This window comes from Gemmatimonadota bacterium, from assembly GCA_016720805.1.
Lineage (GTDB): Bacteria > Gemmatimonadota > Gemmatimonadetes > Gemmatimonadales > GWC2-71-9 > Palsa-1233.
In genome coordinates this window covers 236,063-253,462 of sequence record JADKJZ010000001.1, presented here as the reverse complement: position 1 = coordinate 253,462, position 17,400 = coordinate 236,063, and the positions used below count along the sequence as shown (strand labels likewise).

Sequence of the window (17,400 nt, the reverse complement as noted above, 5' to 3'; positions counted from 1 at the left end):
CGCCGGAGCCGCCATGCCGGACCCTGCCGCCGCCCGGACCATCTGGATCGATGCCGATGCCACGCCTCGCGACGTGAAGGAGATCGTCTTTCGCGCGGCGAAGCGACTCGGCCTCCCCACGATCCTGGTCGCCAATCAACGCCTCGACACCCCCCCGGGCAATCCGCAGGTGACGGCGGTGCGCGTCGACGGCGGCGCCGACGTTGCCGACGACTACATCGTGGCCCATGCGGTGGCCGGTGACCTCGTCGTCACCCAGGACATCCCGCTCGCCGCGCGTCTCGTTCCGGCAGGCGTTACGGTCCTCGATCCGCGCGGCGAAGAGCACACCGAGGAGACGATCGGCGAGCGACTGTCGATCCGCAACCTGATGGAGTCGTTCCGGGGCGCGGGCGTGCTCACCGGCGGTCCCCCGCCCTTCGACCAACGCGCCAAGCAAGCCTTCGCCGCGGCGCTCGATCGTGCCCTCACGCGACGGCGCGCACCCTGACGCGGAACAATCCCGATCCGCGCTGTGGCCATTGCGGGCCGCGACGGTGCAGCACATCTCGAGCGCCGGTATTATTGAGGGAGGGCGATCGACCGTGGGGCACTGAGCGACTGGAGAGGATTCCATGACGGAGACGCCGCACAAGCGACTCGGCGATGCACTGCTCGATGCCGGACTTGCCACGAGCGCTGAACTGACCGCAGCAGCGGCTGAGGGGAAGGCGAGTCACCACCGACTCGGCGAGGTGCTGATCGACCACGGCATCACCGACGAGCGCGACGTCTATCGGGCGCTCGCCGCCCTGCACGGGCTGCCGTTCCAGAACAGCGATGACCTCCTCGCTCGCATCGACCCTGCCCTGGCCCGTGCCGTGCCACAGCGCTTCCAGGAGTTCCACAAGGTCATCCCGATCGCACTCGACGGCCACGACCTCGTCGTCGCCACGAGCGACCCGCTGATCCTGGTCCCCGAGCTCGGCGCGGCACTCGGCGCCAAGCAAGTCAGCCGGATTGTCGTGACCCCGACCGACTTGCGCCGGCTGCGGATGGCGATCAACCTGGAGCAAGCCGGACAAGCGCAGGAACCCGCTCCGACGCAGCGCCAGGCCGCCGACCTGCTCTTCGCCGATCCGGTCGCGACCGAATCGGCGCAACGGCTGCTGGACGGGCTGTTGCTGGATGCGGTGGCCGAGCGGGCCAGCGACATTCACATCGAGACGTATCGCGGGCAGACCCGGATCCGCATTCGGGTCGATGGGGATCTGCGGGACTTGACCCACTATCGCCTCACCGACTTGCAGCGCATGGGTCTCGTCAATGTCATCAAGGTGCGCGCTGACCTCGACATCGCCGAGCATCGCCTGCCACAAGGTGGGCGCTTCGTCACCCGCTCGGGCAAGCAGGTCTTCGACCTCCGCGTGCAGACCCAACCCTGCCTCCATGGCGAGCACGTGGTCATGCGGTTGCTGCCGCAGGACACCACGATCGTCGGCGTGGACGAGCTCGGCTTTCCGCCCGAGATCGCCAAGACCTATCGGCGGCTCTTCGAATCCCCCGGCGGCCTCATTCTCGTCGTCGGCCCGACCGGCTCCGGCAAGTCCACGACCCTCTATGCCGGATTGCAGCTGCTCGCGGCCGATGCGACGCGGAAGGTGATCACCATCGAGGACCCGATCGAGTATGCCCTCGACGGGATCCAGCAGACGCAGGTCAAGCCGGAGATCGGGTTCGAGTTTGCGAGTGCGATGCGCGCCTTCGTTCGCGAGGATCCCGACGTGATCCTGCTGGGCGAGATTCGTGATGGCGAGACCGCTCTCGAAGCGCTGCGTGCCTCGCAGACCGGGCACCTCGTGCTCTCCACCCTGCACTGCAACGACACCGTCGATGCGGTGCAGCGATTGGTCGACCTCGGCATGCACCGCAACTCCATCGGATCGGAGTTGCTGGCCGTCTTCTCGCAGCGGTTGGCCCGGCGCGTCTGCGAGGGGTGTCGTGCGTCGGCCACCCCGCCGCAGGCCATCCTCGACGAGATCTTTCCCGATGGCGTCCCATCCACGATGCACTTCTTCGCGGGCACCGGATGCGAGCACTGTCGGGGGACAGGCTGCTACGGACGGATCGCGGCGATCGAGTACCTGCCCGCCTCTCCGGCCCTGCGGCAAGCCATCGCCCGCGGCGCGACGGTAGATGAGTTGCGCGTCGTGGCGCTCGAGGCTGGACTGCTGCCGCTCCGCGACCACGCGCTGATGCTGGTCGACGAGGGGCGGATTCCACTCGGCGAACTGCGGACCATGCTGCCGCCGGAGCGCCTCGCGCCGGAACGCTGAGTCCAGCGCCCGGGCATGACGGGGTGGCGGTGGTGCCACCCGTTGCTCGGTGGGGGTATACCTTTCAGTTGGCCCCTTTCAGCGGCCAGTCCCAGCCGATCAGGTCGAACCGATCCCGGAGCGCTGCATGCACTGGAGGCCATCCCCAGGCGAGCCAGCATCAGACCCGCCATCCACAGCAGACACCAGCGATCGAGCGGGGATCGTCGACGTACGAGTGCTCGAGGAACTGGTCGGGGGTGAGCCCGAGATTGTCCGGGACTTCCTCCTCCAATATCGCACCAGCGCCGGCGTCATCATGACCGACATCCGCGGTGGTCATGCCTCCGACGACCTGGTCGCCATCGGCCGGGCCACTCACAAATTGAAGTCCTCCTCACGCGCCATCGGCGCCGCTGGCCTGGGCGAGCTGTGTGCCCGGATCGAGGTCGCGGCCACGGACGGGGATGCGCCTGCGGTGGCGGCGATGTACCCCGCGCTCGAGCGCGCCGTCGCCGCCGTCGAAGCGGCCATCGACCGCCTGGTGGGGACGGCGTGAAGATTCTGGCCGTTGACGACGAGCCGTTCGCACTTCGGCTGATCACCCACCAACTGGGGCGACTGGGCTTCACGGAAGTGCTTGCCCACGAACGCGCAACCGAGGCACTGGCGCTCCTTCAGCAGGACGTGCACGTCGTCGACGTGATCCTGCTCGACCTCCAGATGCCGGAGATGGACGGCGTGGAGTTTGTCCGGCACCTCGGTGAACTGCATTTCCCCGGATCGGTGATCCTGATCAGCGCAGAGGACGGCCGGATCATCGAGACGGTCGGGAAGCTGGCGCGGGCACACAACCTCGACGTCCGCGGAGCGCTCCCGAAGCCGGTGATGCCCGATCAACTGCAGCGGCTGCTCGAGGAGCTGCCGCGACCGACGGAGCGCTCACCCCGACCGGAACGCCGCGACTATTCCCCCGTCCGCCTGCTGGAGGCGATCATGGGGGGGGAACTGGTCAACGCCTACCAGCCGCAAGTGGAGCTGGCCACTGGCCACGTCGTCGGGATCGAAACGCTGGTACGCTGGCAACATCCCGAGGATGGGTTGGTCGGACCGGAGCACTTCGTGCCGTTGGCGGAGGAGCACCACCTGATCGACGACCTGACTCGCTCGATGCTTGGCCATGCGCTGAGCCAGGCGCGTGCCTGGGAGGAGTCCGGGCTGCGGGTGCACATCGGCGTCAACGTCTCCATGGACAACCTCGGCGCGCTCGACTTTCCCGACTTCGTCGCGCGGGCGCTGGCGACCGCCGGTGTCCCGCCGGCGCAGCTCGTCCTCGAAGTGACCGAGAGTCGGCTGATGACGAACGCCCTCGCGGCGCTCGACATCCTCACGCGCCTCCGCCTGAAGCACATCGGGCTGTCCATCGATGACTTCGGCACCGGGCACTCGTCACTGGCGCAGCTGCGCGACATCCCCTTCGACGAACTCAAACTCGACCGGAGCTTCGTGCACGGCGCGCACCGCGACAGCGCGAACCGCGCGATCCTCGAGGCCAACCTGAGCATGGCCCGCCAGCTGAAGATTCGGACGGTGGCCGAAGGGGTCGAGGACCGGGACGATTGGGATCTGCTTCGGGCGCTGCGCTGCGACCTGGCGCAGGGCTACTTCATCGCCCGGCCGATGGCTGGTCGCGAGATTGTGCCGTGGGCGGCGGAGTGGGAAGGGCGCCGCGCCGAGCTGGTCGGCGCGGCGTAGGTCACGGGAGGTAGTGCTGGGCGAGTTTCCTGCCGTAGTACATGCCGAGCGCCGTCCCGACCATGCTCACCATGAAGGCCGTGAAGATCCCCGCCAGCGACCCCAGCCACCAGCCGAGCCAGCCGCCGATCGTCATGCCGAGAAACGAGAAGAGGCGGCTCATGCGGCCGGCACATGGGGGCGGAGCTTGACGTCGATCCGGCAGATGTGATCGGCGAGCCATCCCTCGAGGGTGTCCACCAGATTCCGTGCGTCTGCGGGGTCGAATCCGCGCTCGGCGTGGCGAAGATTGAACTCCTCGAGCATTCCGATGAAGCGGCGATGGGCCACCTGGTTATCGGCGGCGACCGGGCAGACGAAGCGCGCCATGCACCCCTCCTCGTACGAGAAGTGGCTCACCACATACAGCTCCAGCGACTGCAACAAGCCGGCGTACACGCGCTCGCCGCGCGACTCGTCGAGCGCGTCCCGGAAATCGGCGGCCATCGCGAAGAGCATCTTGTGCTGGTCATCGATGCGACGGTCGCCAGTCGCGAATGCCTCGGACCATTTCATCCTGCGTCACCCCTGGTGGTGGTCCATCGGACGTCCCCTGTGATGGTACCCGGTCCCTCCCCGATTGCCAACCAGTGGTGCCGAACGGATGTCACCGGCGGTAGACTCGCGCCGCGGCGGTGAACGCGCCACTGCCCTGCTGATTCCCCACGAAGACTTCCACCATGAGCCGGTCGTCGGCGGTCAACTGGACCAGCATCAACCCGTATTGGATGCTGGTGCTCTCGGTGTACATGAGCCGATAGGCGACCAACCCCGAGGCGACGGAGACGGTCGCCGGGGCGGGCGCATCGGCCGGAATGCCCCAGATTCCTGGCGGTGCCACCGTGCCACCGATCGAAATGCGGACCACGCGGGGATCCACTTCGTCGAAGACAAACGCCAGTGACTTGGGCCACCCCGCCGGGCCCGATGCGGTCTGATCGACCGGGACACTCTCCTCAAACCAGTTGCCGACCAATCGCCCGGCGACATCAAAGTCGATCTGCCCGTCCTTGTCGGCAACGGCCGGATGGCGGCGCATCTTGGCGTACATCGCCGAGCGGAGCGGCTCGGTGAAGTAGGCCCACGGCGAGACACAGTGAAGCGACTGGTCGGAGTACCGCGCCGGCACCAGAAAGCCCCGTCGCGTGGTGCGGAGGTCGTACGCGCCGAGGTCGAGCGAGCCACCGGGATTGGTGGTCCCGATCTGTTCGCCAGCTTGCACGATCGATCCGACCTTGAGCGTCGGGAGTGGTTGGAGATGGTCGATGTAGAAGGAAAAGTCTTTGGTCGCGATAAACTGCACCTTCCAGTCATCACTGGCCTGATGGAGCATGAAATTCACGGCGCCGGTGGCGGGCGCGTACACCGGGCGCACCGCGGTGGACGGCACGATCGGCCGCTGATCAAAGTTGACCTGGTAGAAATAGACGTGATCGGTCGGGAGGACGTGCCCGGGCGGCGCCAGATGACCCAGCGGCACCAGCAATGGGATGTGGTCGAGGTCGAGTGGAGAGACGGTGAATTGCGCCACCCCGTTCGGCGGGGGCTGCACGCCGCCCTCGGAGTCAGGCCCGGTGCCCGTCCCCCCGCCGCAGGCGGCAAGCAGGGAGAGGGTGACCATGGCATTCCGGACACTGGATGGCACGGGATGCTCCGTTGAGGGTGGCGAGGTGCATCCGGGCACCCGGATACCTTCTTCCGCCCCATCCCGTGCATCAACCGGGCCGCTACCGCAGGTAGAGGTACAATCCGTAGAGCCAGACACCGGCGCCGACGAAGGTGATCACACCTTCATCGAGCAGGAGCCCGGTCACGATCGCGGCCCCGCCCACGATCATCAGGGTGCTCGACTGTCTGCGAGCCGCCAGAGCGACGGATGGCGCGCTGGCATCGGCCACCAACTCGGCTGCCACGGCGGCCGCTGCAGATGGCGCCGCCAGCCGGGCAGGCATCGGAGTCACCACGAACGGTGCGGCGACCTTGGCGGGAGGAGCGGTGATCCCTTGGGCAGTTACCCCACCTGCCAGAACGAAGGCAAGGGCAATTGAATTCAGGACGATGCGCAGTGGTGACATGATGGCACTCCGGAAAAGAGTCGGACGGTCTGGCATGGTGATACCCTTGGGACGCCGGGTCGCGCCGAACTGCGCACAGTAGGCGGCGCGACCCGGCCACCCTCAAAGGTCGCGCACTGGTCGGTGAGCGAGTATCGCTCGGGAGAGCGATTTCCGGCCTGATCGTTCGGAGGGATCGGCGGCTGTGCGCGGCCCCGTGGGCTCCTCGTCTCCTTGCATGATTGGCCAGCGCCAGTCGCCGACTGCTCCACCCACACCCTCGAGGCCGTCCGATGCGCATGCGCACCCTGCTCCCCGTCGCCACGCTCGCCCTGTTGGCCCTCGCCGCCTGCCCGGGTGCCAAGACCATCCAGTCGCTGCTCGACGACCCGGGCCAGTACGATGGCAAGACGGTCCGGATCGCCGGTGAGGTGACCCAATCGGTCGGCGCCTTGGGGCTCGGGGGCTACCAGGTGAATGACGGGACCGGGACGCTACTGGTGGTCACGAAGAAGCTCGGGTCAACCCCGCGGGTCGGCGCACGCGTCGGCGTCGAGGGCACCTTTCAATCGGCCTACACCTTCGGCAGCCACAGCGGGGCCGTGCTGATCGAGGCGAAGCGCAAGACGCAGTAGCGATTGGGCGGCGCGCTAGCCCGCGCGCCGCATCCCGACGACCATCCCGCTGAGGAAGGGAATCAGCCAGATGGCCCACACCACGATGCTGATCCGGTGGAACGCCCGGAGCGCCGCGTCATCCCGGCGGCGAAGCACCATGGTGGCCCAGACGGCGTGGCCGAGCATGAGAAGGAGTGCCAGCAATCCGGTGGCGGTGTGCAGCGAGGGCGTGAAGCCACCGGCGAGCCGGCGCATCAACTCGGTGCCCGTGGTGTCCGCGAGAAAGCCACACCAGAACAACATCGCGTGCCATGGCTTGAGGCGCTGCGCCAGGCGTTCCCCCCAGACACCGACGGTGTAGCATGTCAGGGCCGTCACCATCAGCAGCATCGCCGCGCGAATCATGGCGGGCATCTGTCACTCCGTTCACCGACGCCTGGGGGCTCCGCAATCTACGCGCGCTCCTGGCTGGCGCGCGCCTACCGCACGACCCCGGTCGCATAGCCGAGCACGGCGGCGTAGTGGCAGGCGCTGCCGGCCAGGACGAACAGATGCCAGACGGCATGCCGGTAGGGCCGATGCCCGCGCACGTAGAAGATCACGCCCCCGGTATAGCAGAGGCCGCCGGCAATCAACCAGGCCAGCCCGGCCGGTGGCATCGCGCGGGCCAGCGGGGGGATCGCCACGACGGCCAGCCACCCCATCCCGATGTAGAGTGCCGTCGAGAGTCGGGGAAAGCGGAAGCCGAGTAGCGTCTTGTAGAGGATGCCGAAGATTGCCAACCCCCAGACGACGCCGAGCAGCGTCCAGCTCAACACGCCCCGCAGGAGTCCGAAGACGAATGGCGTGTACGTGCCGGCAATCAGGAGGTAGATCGCCACGTGGTCGACCACGCGCAGCGCCTGCTTGGCCCGATCGCCGTGCACCGCGTGATAGGCCGTGGAGGCCGCGTAGAGGAGCACGAGCGTGGTGGCGAAGATGCTGCACGCGACGACCTGCCGCACGTCGCCGTGGCGTGCGGCAACGAGGACGAGAATCGGCAACCCGACGAGCGAGAGGGCGAGGCCGGTCCCGTGGGTCAGCGCGTTGGCGACTTCTTCTCGGCGGGTCTGTGGGCGGTGCGAGGGCATGGCGGAAGATAGCGTCGCCGGCGCGGCCTGTGTGGCGACCTTGGCACCACTCGTCCCCCGGCTGTCTCCAACGGAGTGTCACCCGTGCCGATCTACATCGAGAATGCCGAACCGGTCGAGGTCTCGACCCCCGCCAGGCGCCATGGGCTGGCGCCCAGTTCATCGATTACGCCTTCATGCTGCTATACTCGCTGCTCTTCCTGCGGGTGCTGCTGGTCTTCTTCGACGCTCGCGGCAGCTCCGGCTTCGTGCAGTTCGTCGACCGCGCGACCAATCCCTTCTACGCGCCATTCCGGGGAATCGTCGAGAGTCCCGAAATCGCCGACGGTTTCACGCTGGCGATTCCGATCCTGATTGCGTTGTTCGTGTACGGCCTGCTCCACCTCGCGATCAACCGCCTGTTGCACGTGATCGTCTACCGCCGCACGACGCTCTAGCGCCGCAAGGTGCCGATGCGACGACGGGCGGCAGACCATGAGGTCTGCCGCCCGTGCGCTTGCCGAGGAGCGGATCCCGAAGGCCTACTTCCCGCGCAGCCACTCCAGCGACATCCCGATGATCAGGTGCCGCGGCAGCCCGGGTTCGAACGCCGCCGGCTGCCCACCGACCAGATCGGGATTCAAGAACGCCGAGGCGACATTGGTGCGATCAAAGAGATTGGCCACGGTCGCCGACCCGCGTATGCCGAGCCCACCGCCGATGGCGATCACGTCGCGCGTCGCGACGGAGAGCGATGCCGTCACGCTCGCCGGGACGACGACGCGGTTGGCGTCATCGGCGAAATACTCGCCAACGCGCTGGGCCCCGAAGGAGACGCGAACACCCCGAACGAACGCCGGGTCGAGCCGGAGCTCACCACCGAGGAGCGCCCGAGGGACCCCGACCACATCATTGCCGGAATAGTCCGCGGAAGCACCTGGCTTTCCGTAGTGGACCGAGTCGACCTCATACTGCGTGTACTGGTGATCCTGCAGCGCCGCACTCACGCTCACGCCCACACCACCCCGGAAGGCGGCCTGCGCCGAGGCTTCGAGGCCGCGCCGCTGGGCGCGTCCGGCGGTGAAATAGAATCGGCCGCCCCGATAGGGCACCACTTCGTTGCGCACCTTGGTCTGGTAGGCGGCGAGGTCGTAGCTCATCCCGAGGAGCAGTCCGGTCGGGGCGCCTACGCTCTGCCGGTAGCCGACCTCCACCGTCGTGCTGCGGATCGGCGCGAGCAGCGGCGAGATCCCCGTCACCGTGTCCTGGCCGAACGTTCCTGGCGCATCGGTCTCGTTCGCGGCCGGCGCTTCCACGCCGCCACCGAGGGACGCATAGAAGGCAGCGGCTGGTGCGACTTGCAGGGAGAGGCCGACCTTTGGCGTCACGCGCGAAAAGCGGCGCGTGGCATTCAGCTTTGGCGCCAGCGAATCGTCCACACCGTAGTCGATCGCATCGTACCGCAAGCCGGTGGTCAGCGAGAGTCGCTGACCGAGCGCCACGCCATGCTGCACGAAGACGCCGGTGTTGGTGGCCTTTTCATTCTTGGAGGCGGAGAGCGTGGTCCCCTGCTCGCCGGCCGCCGTCAACGACCAGAAGTGGGCGGGACCATCCTGCCGCGCGAAGTCGACACCGGCCGAGAGCGTCCCCGCGGTGCCAAGAAAGTCCTCGACCAGGAGCGAGCCGCCGCGATGGATGCGGTCGAAGAAGCGATACGTCCCGCGCTCGGAGCGCTCGAGGTGCTTCGGCGTGACGAAGGCCTTGGCCGCGACGGCGAGACGATCGGAGAACTGGTGCACCACCTCCGATCCGATTCGGAGCGTCTGATTGTCGCGTCGCTCGCGCCGCGTGAGGTAGGTCGCGTTGGCCTGCTGCGGATCGGCCGCGAGCTGCGCCGCGGTCAACGGCCCGGGGATGTTGTACTGGTTCACGGCCCCGAGGGCCTGGACGCGCAGTGAGGTGTTGGCGCCCACGGCACCGGCGAAGCCCAGATTCAGCAGGCTGCGTGCGCCATTCGAATTCTTCCGCCAGCCATCCTGCACCGTCCGCGTCAAGCCGCCGTAGATCGTGCTCCCGCCAACCGAGGCGGCGTAGCGGGTGACCGAGCGACGCAGCCCGAAGCCGCCCAGCGTGACCTGCGTGCTCGGATCGCGGTCACCGGCCAACGGCAGGGTCGAGAGCGAGATGACGCCACCGGCGGCGTTGCCCCACGTGGCCGACGCATTCGAGCGCAGCACCTGCAGCGACGTCGCCGTGCCGAGGTCCATCAGGTCGAGCGCGGTCCGGCCATCGGGCTCCGTCTCCGGAAAGCCGTCGATCATCACGCGCACGCCGCGCATCGTCCCGGCGTTGGAGCGATCGCCGGCACCGCGCGCCCCAAAGCCGCGGATCGTGATCCGCAGATCGACGCCACCCGAGCGCGACTGCGCCAGCACCCCAGGGATCAGCAGGAAGGCCTGATCGAGCCTCCCCGACACGCCGGCCGACTGATCCAGCAGCAGTTGCGAGATGGCCCCAGCGAAGCGAAGCCGATCGAGGCTGTCCCGACGAATCGAGCGGGTGATGTCGGGGAGTCGATAGACCGAGTCAGTCGCCGGACGTTGTGCGGCCGCGGGACGGACGGTCAGCGTGAAGATCGCTGCGAGCAACAGAGGCGTGGCCGGACCGCGGACAACCGAGCGATGCATGAGACTTCCGAAAGGAAAGGTGAGACCCCCGATACGCAGGTCGGGGGCCGCAGGTTGCACCCGCCAACGCTGCCTCAGGGGCGCTTGGCCGTGACCAGCACCACGACCTGATCGGGGCTCTCGGCGGCCGCCGTGGGCAGCGTCAGGGTGATTCCTGCCGGACCCTGCACGAACGGCACTGCCGCACCCTCGAAGGTCGTGGCGCGCAGCACCCGTGCCCCGAAGTCCGGGACGGCGAGCACCCGGTCCTGCCACGCCAGGATGTGCACGAAGACCGAGTCGCCGCGCTGCGTGGTGACCCCCCACGGACGCGGGGACACCGGGCCGCCGCGCGTCTGGTAGATGGAGGCGCCGTAGCGGCCGAGCCACGCGCCGACCGCCCGGAGTCGCTCCTCCGCCTCCGGCTGCACGGTGCCGTCGGGGCGCGGCCCGATGTTCAGGAGCAGGTTGGCGTTCGCCCCGGCCGCTCGCACCAGGTACCCGATCAAGGTGCGCGTCGACTTCCAGTTCTGGTCCGCAATGTTGTAGCCCCACGCGCCATTCATCGTGAGCGAGGTCTCCAGCGGCAGCGCCCCGATGGTCTTGGTGTTGAAGCCCGCGCTGTTGGCGCCGGGAAGATCCTGCTCGAACGTCTGCACATCCTCGCCGGGCAACGGCGCGATGTGATGGTTCGGGATGATCAGGGCAGAGGGTTGCAGTCGGTGGATCAGGGCGTAGCTCGTCGCCAACTGCCAGTCCGCGTCCTTCTTGTCCCACATGCCGTCGAACCAGATCCCGCCGATGGGCCCGTAGTTGGTCAGCAACTCGGTCAGCTGCGTATTCATGAACGCGAGGTAGGCGTTCCAGTCGCCACGATCCGGCCGCCCCGAACTGCCGCCGGTCCCGCCGCGCGGGAAGTAGTCCTGGTGGTGCCAATCGAGCTGCGAGTAGTAGAAGTACAGCACGATGCCCTGCCGCTGGCACTCGTCGGCCAGCTCCTTGAGGGGATCGCGGCGGAAGGGTGTCCAGTCGACGATGTTGTAGCGGTTGGCCTTCGTCGCGAACATCGAGAAGCCGTCGTGATGCCGCGAGGTGATGGTGATGTAGCGCACCCCGGCGGCCTTGGCCAACCCCACCCACGCCTTCGCGTCGAATTTCACCGGATTGAACGTGCCAGCCAGCCACTCATAGGTGGGGATGGCGAGCTTCTGGTTGTTCATCACCCATTCGCCCTGGCCCAACTGGGAGTAGACGCCCCAGTGGATGAACATCCCGAAGCCGGCATCGCGATACCGCTCGCGTGCCGCGAGTCGCTCAGCGGGCACGACCTCCTGCGCCGGGAGTGGCCAGCCGGCGACCAGCATCGACAGCAGCGCGAACGAGCGCAGACGGGGCATGAGACGTCTCGATGGCGAGGGCAACGGGCCGTGGAAGAAGGACCGATCCTGCAAACGTACCGCGAAGGCGGCCGGACAGGAATTGCCGGGGTCGCACCTTAGGCGAAGGAAATCGCGCTCCCGCCACCCGTCCCGGTGCCGACGGCCGGTCGGTCGGCCAGCCACGTCAGCAGTTCCCCCAGATGCATCGGGCGCGCGATGAGGTACCCCTGCACCCGGTCGCAGCCGAGGGAGCGGATCAGCTCGAGGTCCTCCACGGTCTCGACCCCTTCGGCCACTGTCGTCAGCCCGAGCTTGCGCGCCATGCCCATGCTGCCTTCGAGGATCGCCCGGGCGGCCGGATCCTGGCACCCGCGGCTGACAAAGCTGCGGTCCAGCTTCAGCTCGGTGAACGGCACCCGACCGAGCTGTTCGAACGACGAGTAGCCGATGCCGAAGTCGTCGATCGAGAGGCCGAAGCCCTTCAGGCGGAGGCGCGTGAGGACATCCAGCGCGCGCGTCAGGTCCTCGCTCAACCCCGTCTCGGTCACTTCGAGGACGACGGCCTGCGGCGTCAGTCCGACCGCGAGCGTCCGGGCGCTGATCCAGTCCGGGAGGGAGAGATCGTCGAGCATCCGGCGCGAGATGTTGATCGCCACGGTCAATGCCGCACCGTGCGCGACGAGGCGGGCCGCGCCGGCGAGCGCGGCATCGACCAGCGCGCGAGAGAGTTCGGGGATCAACCCCAACCGCTCGGCGGCCACGATGAAACGATCCGGGGCGACGTGGATGGCCCCGCCACGCACCCAGCGGGCCAGCGCCTCGACCCAGATCGGCGCCAACGAAGTGGCATCGACCTTCGGCTGGAACCAGACGTCGAACTCGCCCAGGCGGATCCCCTCGCGAATCGCGTCCGCGGTGATCTCCTCGAGCGCGTGCCGGTCTCGTTGCGGGGCCACTTCAGCATCGAACCGGGCCAGGAGCTGCGTCATCTGCGCCGGTCCGACCGGTTTCTGCACCTCCCCGAGCACGTGCAGCCCCTGAATCCCGGCCAGCGTGCCCACCGTGCTGAGGACCTTCGCCTCGGCACCACTCATGAGGATCACCCCGCCGTGGAACCCGGTTCGTCCGAGGGAGCGGATCAACTCCACGCCATCCATCTCGGGCATTTCAAGGTCACAGATCACCACATCGATCGCGCCGTCGCGAGCGGCCAGCAGGTCGGCCGCTTGCCGGCCATCCGAGGCCGTCAGGACGTCGGGGATGGCGAGGCCGAAGGAGAGCATCGCCGACATGTGACGGATCACCACCGGATCGTCGTCGACCAGCAGCACGGAACGACACGCGATCCGCGGTCGGATCGGTTCGGACGCGAGTGGTTCGGCCGGCGGCGCCGGCGCGGTGGTCGCCAGCCCCGCGAGCGCAAGCTCGACGTCGGTCAGCGCGCTGCGGAGCGCGCTGAAGACGATCCGATGCCCGTTCTGCACGGCGTCTTCCATGGCCACGACGTGCGCGGCGAAGCGCATCGCGCCGACCGTCCGGGCGCCAGACTTCAACTTGTGGAGTTCGCGCGCGACCGCCGTCACGTCACCGGGGGATCCGGCGAGTCGCCGGAGGCCCTGCCCGGCCGAATCGATGAAGGTGCCGAGCACGCCGCGCCCCTCCTCGGGGCTGACCTCGCCGAGGACGCGATGCAACTGCGCGAGGTCGAGGACCGCGACCGTGTCCGGGGCCGCTCGCCCATCAGACGCTGCCTCCGCCGCGTTGCCTCCATCCAGCAATCGCGCCAGGAGCCGACGCAGGTCGACCAGGATGATCGGCTTGGGGAGGACGTCGTCCATGCCGGCCTCGTGGCACTGCTCACGCTCGCTCGCAAGGTCGGCCGCGGTGATCGCCACGATCGGCAGGTGCCCGCCGCGCTCGCGCTCCTCCGCCCAGATGGCCCGGGACAGGTCGAAGCCATCGAGGCCCGGCATGTTGAGATCGGTGAGCAGGAGGTCGAATGGCGCCGTCCGCCAGCGTGCCAGCGCCTCCTCGCCATCCGACGTCACCTCGACGTCGTAGCCGAGGCGGGTGAGCTGCAGTCGGAGCACGGCCTGGTTGGGCCCGAAGTCCTCGGCGACCAGAATGCGTTGACGACGCGTGCTGCCGGTCGCCGACGATTCGACCAGCCGGACCTCGGCTGACGGCAGTTCCACCCAGAAGGTGCTCCCGACACCGGGGGTGCTGTCGACGCCGATCGCGCCCCCCATGCCGTCGACGAGGTGGCGGGTGATCAACAGCCCGATGCCGACACCCTGGATGGTCCCGGTTTCGGCGCCCAGTCGATTGAACGACTGGAAGAGCTCGGACTGCAGCTCCGGCGCGATCCCGCGCCCGGTGTCCTCGACCGAGAACCGCACCCGATCCGACGCGGCGTGCGTCACGACGAGCGACACCTGTCCATGGGGTTGATTGTACTTGATCGCGTTGCTGACGAGGTTGTCGAGTACCTGACGCAGCCGGTGCTCGTCGGCCATCACACGCAGCGAGGCACCACTGCCCGGCGACACCAGCCGGATGTCCCGTTGCCGGGCCGCTGCCTCGTGATGCGCGATCGTCGCGGCAATGACGGGAGCGACGTCGATCGGCGCGACCTGAATCGTCATCTGTCCCGACTCGATCCGCGTCAGGTCGAGGATGTCATTCACGACCGACAGCAGGTGATGCCCCGCCTCCGTGATGGCGCGCGCGTGATCTCGCAGCTGCGCGGGAAGTCCCTCTTCGAGTTCCACCAGCTGGGAGTAGCCCAGGATGCCGTTGAGCGGCGTGCGCAGCTCGTGACTCATGCTGGCGAGAAAGCGGCTCTTGGCCCGACTTGCCGCCTCGGCGGCGTCGCGCGCGACGGCCAGCGCCTCACCCCTCGCCTTGCTCTCCAGGCAATGGCGGAGCGCCTGACTGAACTTGGCGAGCAGCGGTGGCAGGAGCGCGACGGCCTGATCCTCACGCGCAGAGGAGGTGCTCGCGGCGAGCAGCAGGACACAGCCGACGCCGGGCAATGGGAGCTGCATGGCGTGCGGGTAGCGCTCACCCTCAGGGAACCATCCGGAGAGATGCACCAGACGGCCAGGCGCGATCGCGGACGCCGGCCACCGACCGCGGGCCCCCTCGAGCGCGCGGAGCGCCCGGGCACCGATGGTGACATAGAGGTCGGCCGAGACCGTGGCGTCTCCCTCGTCGCGGAGGTCAAGCAACACTGCTCCGCAGCTGTATCCGGTGTGGGCGAGCAGGCGCTGCAGCATCGACGTGGCGAGGCGCCGCGGGTCGGTTTCCCCCGCCATCGTCATCGCCAGGTCGTAGAGGACCGTGAGCGCCTGCTGCTGCTTCAGTGCCATGGAATCGCGAGCAGGGTGGCGTTGCAGAACTGCGGATATCCCTCGGTGGCCGGCGTGCCGATTTCTCCGAGCGACAGCACGCCGACGATCGCCGCCGACGGCAGGCGCCCGCGCAGCACCTCGAGTTCCGCGGCGGCGGCGGCCTCGCCGAGGTGCAGGTAGCGACCCGCGCAGTAGATGACGAAGACGCCGGACGCGGCGGACAGCGCATTGGCGCCGCCCACCGCCTCCGCCGCGCTGGTGTCCCCGGCATCAATCGCGCGCACGACGCCCAGCAGCGCATTCTCGGGGACTTCGCCGATGCAGAGGATGGAACCGTCCTCCTCCACCGAGACCGGGATCCGTACCAGCGACTCGCCGCTCACGCGATTGAAGGCGAATGGAAAGTGGACACCGTATTCGTAGAAGTTCTGGCGATCGAGCGAAATGCCATACTCCTCGGCCATCAACTCCTGGTAGACCTCGAAGGCGATCCGGCCGTTGATGCGCCGAATCCGGTTCCCCTCGATCTCGGTCGCGACACGCAGCGTCACATCACCCTGGTAGCCGTGTGCCATCGTCGGACCGCTGTTCCGCGGCAGGAGCATCGCCAGGACGGCGCCCCCGACCAGTCGCGTATTGTCGAAGAGACAGGGCATCGCGACAAAACGTTCGCTGCCGATGCTGCTGCCGGCGTAATGCACCTGGTCGCCGCATTCGAAGTAGAGTCGGTCGAGGAGTGAGGCGACCTTCGGCACCATGGCATCGACGAAGATGAGGAGCGTGTCCTCGCCGGGTGTCGCGGAGGCGTGCTGGTGGACAAACTCCGCGAGGGCGGCGATCGGTGCCTCGGTCGCCTCAGGTTCCGCCGGCGGCACCGGGACGAGGATGGCTGGGGTGGCCCCCGCAAATCCGAGGAGCAGGAGACCTGACCGGCGGAAGGCCCCTTCGGCCACGACCCCGGGGACCACCGCGCCCATCAGGTTGATCTCGGCGGAGGAGGCCGCCTCCTGCAGCGGCCCGATCAGCTCCGCCTGGGGCTCGCACACGAGGGCCAAGACCGACAGCGCGGGTCGGGATGCGTGCCACGAGTGACACAATTGAAAGAGCGACTCGGTGGTCGGCGACGCCAGATATTGCGAAAGCGAGGGGACCACGAGGCACTTCCCGTCAGGAGTTTGGCGACACGCCCCAGCTTGAGGCCGTTCTCCCCGCCCGATATGCGGGGAATGTGCCACGCAGCCGCCGTGTCACCGGGCGCACACGAGGAAGCTCCCCGTGCAGGCCTCGTCGCCTTGCGTGAGGCGGCTGATAGATTTCCCCCATGTCGCTTCCCCGCCCCGCCATTGTCCTCCTCTCGGGAGGGATGGATTCCGCCACCTGCCTCGCCATCGCGGCCGCCGAGGGCTACGTCCCGTACGCCCTCTCGTTTCGCTACGGCCAGCGCCACGCGACCGAACTCGACGCGGCGGCCCGGGTCGCGCGGCGTCACGGCGCCGTCGAGCACCGGATCGTCGACCTCGACCTCCGTGCCTTCGGGGGGTCGGCGCTCACCGCCGACGTGGCGGTGCCCAAGGACCGTGACGCGGCCGCGATCGGCTCCGGGGTCCCGATCACCTATGTCCCGGCGCGCAACACCATCTTCCTGAGCTATGCGCTCGCCTGGGCCGAGGTGCTTGGCGCGCGCGATCTCTTCATCGGCGTCAACGCCCTCGACTACTCCGGCTATCCCGATTGCCGCCCGGAGTTCATCACGGCGTTCGAGCAGATGGCCCGCCTCGGCACCACGCTCACCGACCTGACCGTCCACACGCCGCTCGCGGCCCTCACGAAGCGCGGCATCGTCGAGCGCGGTCTTGCGCTCGGAGTCGATTTCTCGCTGACCCGCACCTGCTACGACCCCGATGCGGCGGGTGCCGCCTGCGGCCACTGCGATGCCTGTCAACTGCGACTCAAGGGGTTTCGGGAATTGGAGCTGGAGGATCCGGCGCCGTACCAACAAGTGAGGGGTGAGGGGTGAGGGGTGAGGGGTGAGGGGTGAGGGGAGACCGGAAACCGTCAGACGTAAGAGGTGAAACGGGAGCGCGAACACGTTTCACGCTTCACCTCTCGCCCCGGTCCCCGTTCACCGTTCACC

At 68.0% G+C, this 17,400-nt stretch carries 17 protein-coding genes; 7 read left to right on the top strand and 10 right to left on the bottom strand.

Annotation, left to right across the window (positions count from 1 at the left end; all coding sequences use genetic code 11):
* Positions 1-13 precede the first annotated feature (13 nt).
* The 4 genes from IPP98_01180 to IPP98_01165 all read left to right on the top strand — a co-directional run bounded on the left by IPP98_01180 (position 14) and on the right by IPP98_01165 (position 4,049).
* The gene (locus IPP98_01180; protein MBL0177724.1) at positions 14-490 is read left to right on the top strand and encodes a YaiI/YqxD family protein; all 477 of its coding nucleotides are present in this window, start codon (positions 14-16) and stop codon (positions 488-490) included.
* Positions 491-614: 124 nt separating this feature from the next.
* Positions 615-2,315, top strand: coding sequence for a type II/IV secretion system protein (locus IPP98_01175; GenBank protein ID MBL0177723.1), 1,701 nt, complete (start codon positions 615-617; stop codon positions 2,313-2,315).
* A 217-nt stretch (positions 2,316-2,532) separates the two neighbouring features.
* Positions 2,533-2,853, top strand: a complete 321-nt coding sequence (locus IPP98_01170) for an Hpt domain-containing protein (protein MBL0177722.1) — start codon at positions 2,533-2,535, stop codon at positions 2,851-2,853.
* Entirely contained in the window at positions 2,850-4,049 is a 1,200-nt protein-coding gene (locus IPP98_01165) for an EAL domain-containing response regulator (GenBank protein MBL0177721.1), read from the top strand. Before IPP98_01170 ends, IPP98_01165 begins: the two co-directional genes overlap by 4 nt.
* Before the next feature lies 1 nt (position 4,050).
* Here the strand turns inward: IPP98_01165 and IPP98_01160 are convergent, their stop codons facing one another.
* From IPP98_01160 to IPP98_01145, 4 genes are all read right to left on the bottom strand, one after another.
* A complete protein-coding gene (locus IPP98_01160) occupies positions 4,051-4,212 on the bottom strand; it encodes a hypothetical protein (protein ID MBL0177720.1) in 162 nt (53 codons plus the stop codon).
* A complete protein-coding gene (locus IPP98_01155; protein ID MBL0177719.1) occupies positions 4,209-4,604 on the bottom strand; it encodes a hemerythrin family protein in 396 nt (131 codons plus the stop codon). The genes IPP98_01160 and IPP98_01155 overlap by 4 nt, the downstream gene beginning before the upstream one ends.
* A gap of 91 nt (positions 4,605-4,695) precedes the next feature.
* Positions 4,696-5,733 (bottom strand): hypothetical protein, encoded by a 1,038-nt coding sequence (locus IPP98_01150; GenBank protein MBL0177718.1) that lies wholly within the window; start codon positions 5,731-5,733, stop codon positions 4,696-4,698.
* Positions 5,734-5,815: 82 nt separating this feature from the next.
* Complete coding sequence (locus IPP98_01145) at positions 5,816-6,163, bottom strand: hypothetical protein (protein ID MBL0177717.1); 348 nt, start codon at positions 6,161-6,163, stop codon at positions 5,816-5,818.
* A gap of 272 nt (positions 6,164-6,435) precedes the next feature.
* Between IPP98_01145 and IPP98_01140 the strand changes: the two genes are divergently transcribed.
* Positions 6,436-6,777, top strand: coding sequence for a hypothetical protein (locus IPP98_01140; protein ID MBL0177716.1), 342 nt, complete (start codon positions 6,436-6,438; stop codon positions 6,775-6,777).
* A 15-nt stretch (positions 6,778-6,792) separates the two neighbouring features.
* Here IPP98_01140 and IPP98_01135 read toward each other — a convergent pair whose 3' ends face one another.
* Both IPP98_01135 and IPP98_01130 read right to left on the bottom strand, forming a co-directional pair.
* The gene (locus IPP98_01135; GenBank protein ID MBL0177715.1) at positions 6,793-7,173 is read right to left on the bottom strand and encodes a TIGR03987 family protein; all 381 of its coding nucleotides are present in this window, start codon (positions 7,171-7,173) and stop codon (positions 6,793-6,795) included.
* Positions 7,174-7,238: 65 nt separating this feature from the next.
* The gene (locus IPP98_01130) at positions 7,239-7,889 is read right to left on the bottom strand and encodes a hemolysin III family protein (protein MBL0177714.1); all 651 of its coding nucleotides are present in this window, start codon (positions 7,887-7,889) and stop codon (positions 7,239-7,241) included.
* A gap of 176 nt (positions 7,890-8,065) precedes the next feature.
* Between IPP98_01130 and IPP98_01125 the strand changes: the two genes are divergently transcribed.
* The gene (locus IPP98_01125; GenBank protein ID MBL0177713.1) at positions 8,066-8,326 is read left to right on the top strand and encodes a YggT family protein; all 261 of its coding nucleotides are present in this window, start codon (positions 8,066-8,068) and stop codon (positions 8,324-8,326) included.
* Between the two features lie 84 nt (positions 8,327-8,410).
* Here the strand turns inward: IPP98_01125 and IPP98_01120 are convergent, their stop codons facing one another.
* The 4 genes from IPP98_01120 to IPP98_01105 all read right to left on the bottom strand — a co-directional run bounded on the left by IPP98_01120 (position 8,411) and on the right by IPP98_01105 (position 16,321).
* Complete coding sequence (locus tag IPP98_01120; GenBank protein ID MBL0177712.1) at positions 8,411-10,555, bottom strand: TonB-dependent receptor; 2,145 nt, start codon at positions 10,553-10,555, stop codon at positions 8,411-8,413.
* Positions 10,556-10,629: 74 nt separating this feature from the next.
* Positions 10,630-11,931, bottom strand: a complete 1,302-nt coding sequence (locus IPP98_01115) for an alpha-L-fucosidase (protein ID MBL0177711.1) — start codon at positions 11,929-11,931, stop codon at positions 10,630-10,632.
* Between the two features lie 98 nt (positions 11,932-12,029).
* Positions 12,030-15,284 (bottom strand): EAL domain-containing protein, encoded by a 3,255-nt coding sequence (locus tag IPP98_01110; protein ID MBL0177710.1) that lies wholly within the window; start codon positions 15,282-15,284, stop codon positions 12,030-12,032.
* A complete protein-coding gene (locus IPP98_01105; GenBank protein ID MBL0177709.1) occupies positions 15,275-16,321 on the bottom strand; it encodes an FIST C-terminal domain-containing protein in 1,047 nt (348 codons plus the stop codon). Before IPP98_01105 ends, IPP98_01110 begins: the two co-directional genes overlap by 10 nt.
* A 266-nt stretch (positions 16,322-16,587) precedes the next feature.
* On the opposite strand from IPP98_01105, the gene queC reads away from it, so the two are divergent.
* Complete coding sequence (gene queC / locus IPP98_01100; GenBank protein MBL0177708.1) at positions 16,588-17,283, top strand: 7-cyano-7-deazaguanine synthase QueC; 696 nt, start codon at positions 16,588-16,590, stop codon at positions 17,281-17,283.
* Positions 17,284-17,400: the final 117 nt, after the last annotated feature.

Bases quoted from the DNA above. Each gene is read 5' to 3' on its own strand.
- IPP98_01120 (MBL0177712.1), bottom strand. From the start codon at position 10,555: ATGCATCGCTCGGTTGTCCGCGGTCCGGCCACGCCTCTGTTGCTCGCA.
- queC (MBL0177708.1), top strand. From the start codon at position 16,588: ATGTCGCTTCCCCGCCCCGCCATTGTCCTCCTCTCGGGAGGGATGGAT.
- IPP98_01115 (MBL0177711.1), bottom strand. From the start codon at position 11,931: ATGCCCCGTCTGCGCTCGTTCGCGCTGCTGTCGATGCTGGTCGCCGGC.
- IPP98_01145 (MBL0177717.1), bottom strand. From the start codon at position 6,163: ATGTCACCACTGCGCATCGTCCTGAATTCAATTGCCCTTGCCTTCGTT.
- IPP98_01125 (MBL0177713.1), top strand. From the start codon at position 8,066: ATGCTGCTATACTCGCTGCTCTTCCTGCGGGTGCTGCTGGTCTTCTTC.
- IPP98_01180 (MBL0177724.1), top strand. From the start codon at position 14: ATGCCGGACCCTGCCGCCGCCCGGACCATCTGGATCGATGCCGATGCC.
- IPP98_01175 (MBL0177723.1), top strand. From the start codon at position 615: ATGACGGAGACGCCGCACAAGCGACTCGGCGATGCACTGCTCGATGCC.
- IPP98_01135 (MBL0177715.1), bottom strand. From the start codon at position 7,173: ATGCCCGCCATGATTCGCGCGGCGATGCTGCTGATGGTGACGGCCCTG.
- IPP98_01130 (MBL0177714.1), bottom strand. From the start codon at position 7,889: ATGCCCTCGCACCGCCCACAGACCCGCCGAGAAGAAGTCGCCAACGCG.
- IPP98_01140 (MBL0177716.1), top strand. From the start codon at position 6,436: ATGCGCATGCGCACCCTGCTCCCCGTCGCCACGCTCGCCCTGTTGGCC.
- IPP98_01155 (MBL0177719.1), bottom strand. From the start codon at position 4,604: ATGAAATGGTCCGAGGCATTCGCGACTGGCGACCGTCGCATCGATGAC.
- IPP98_01110 (MBL0177710.1), bottom strand. From the start codon at position 15,284: ATGGCACTGAAGCAGCAGCAGGCGCTCACGGTCCTCTACGACCTGGCG.
- IPP98_01160 (MBL0177720.1), bottom strand. From the start codon at position 4,212: ATGAGCCGCCTCTTCTCGTTTCTCGGCATGACGATCGGCGGCTGGCTC.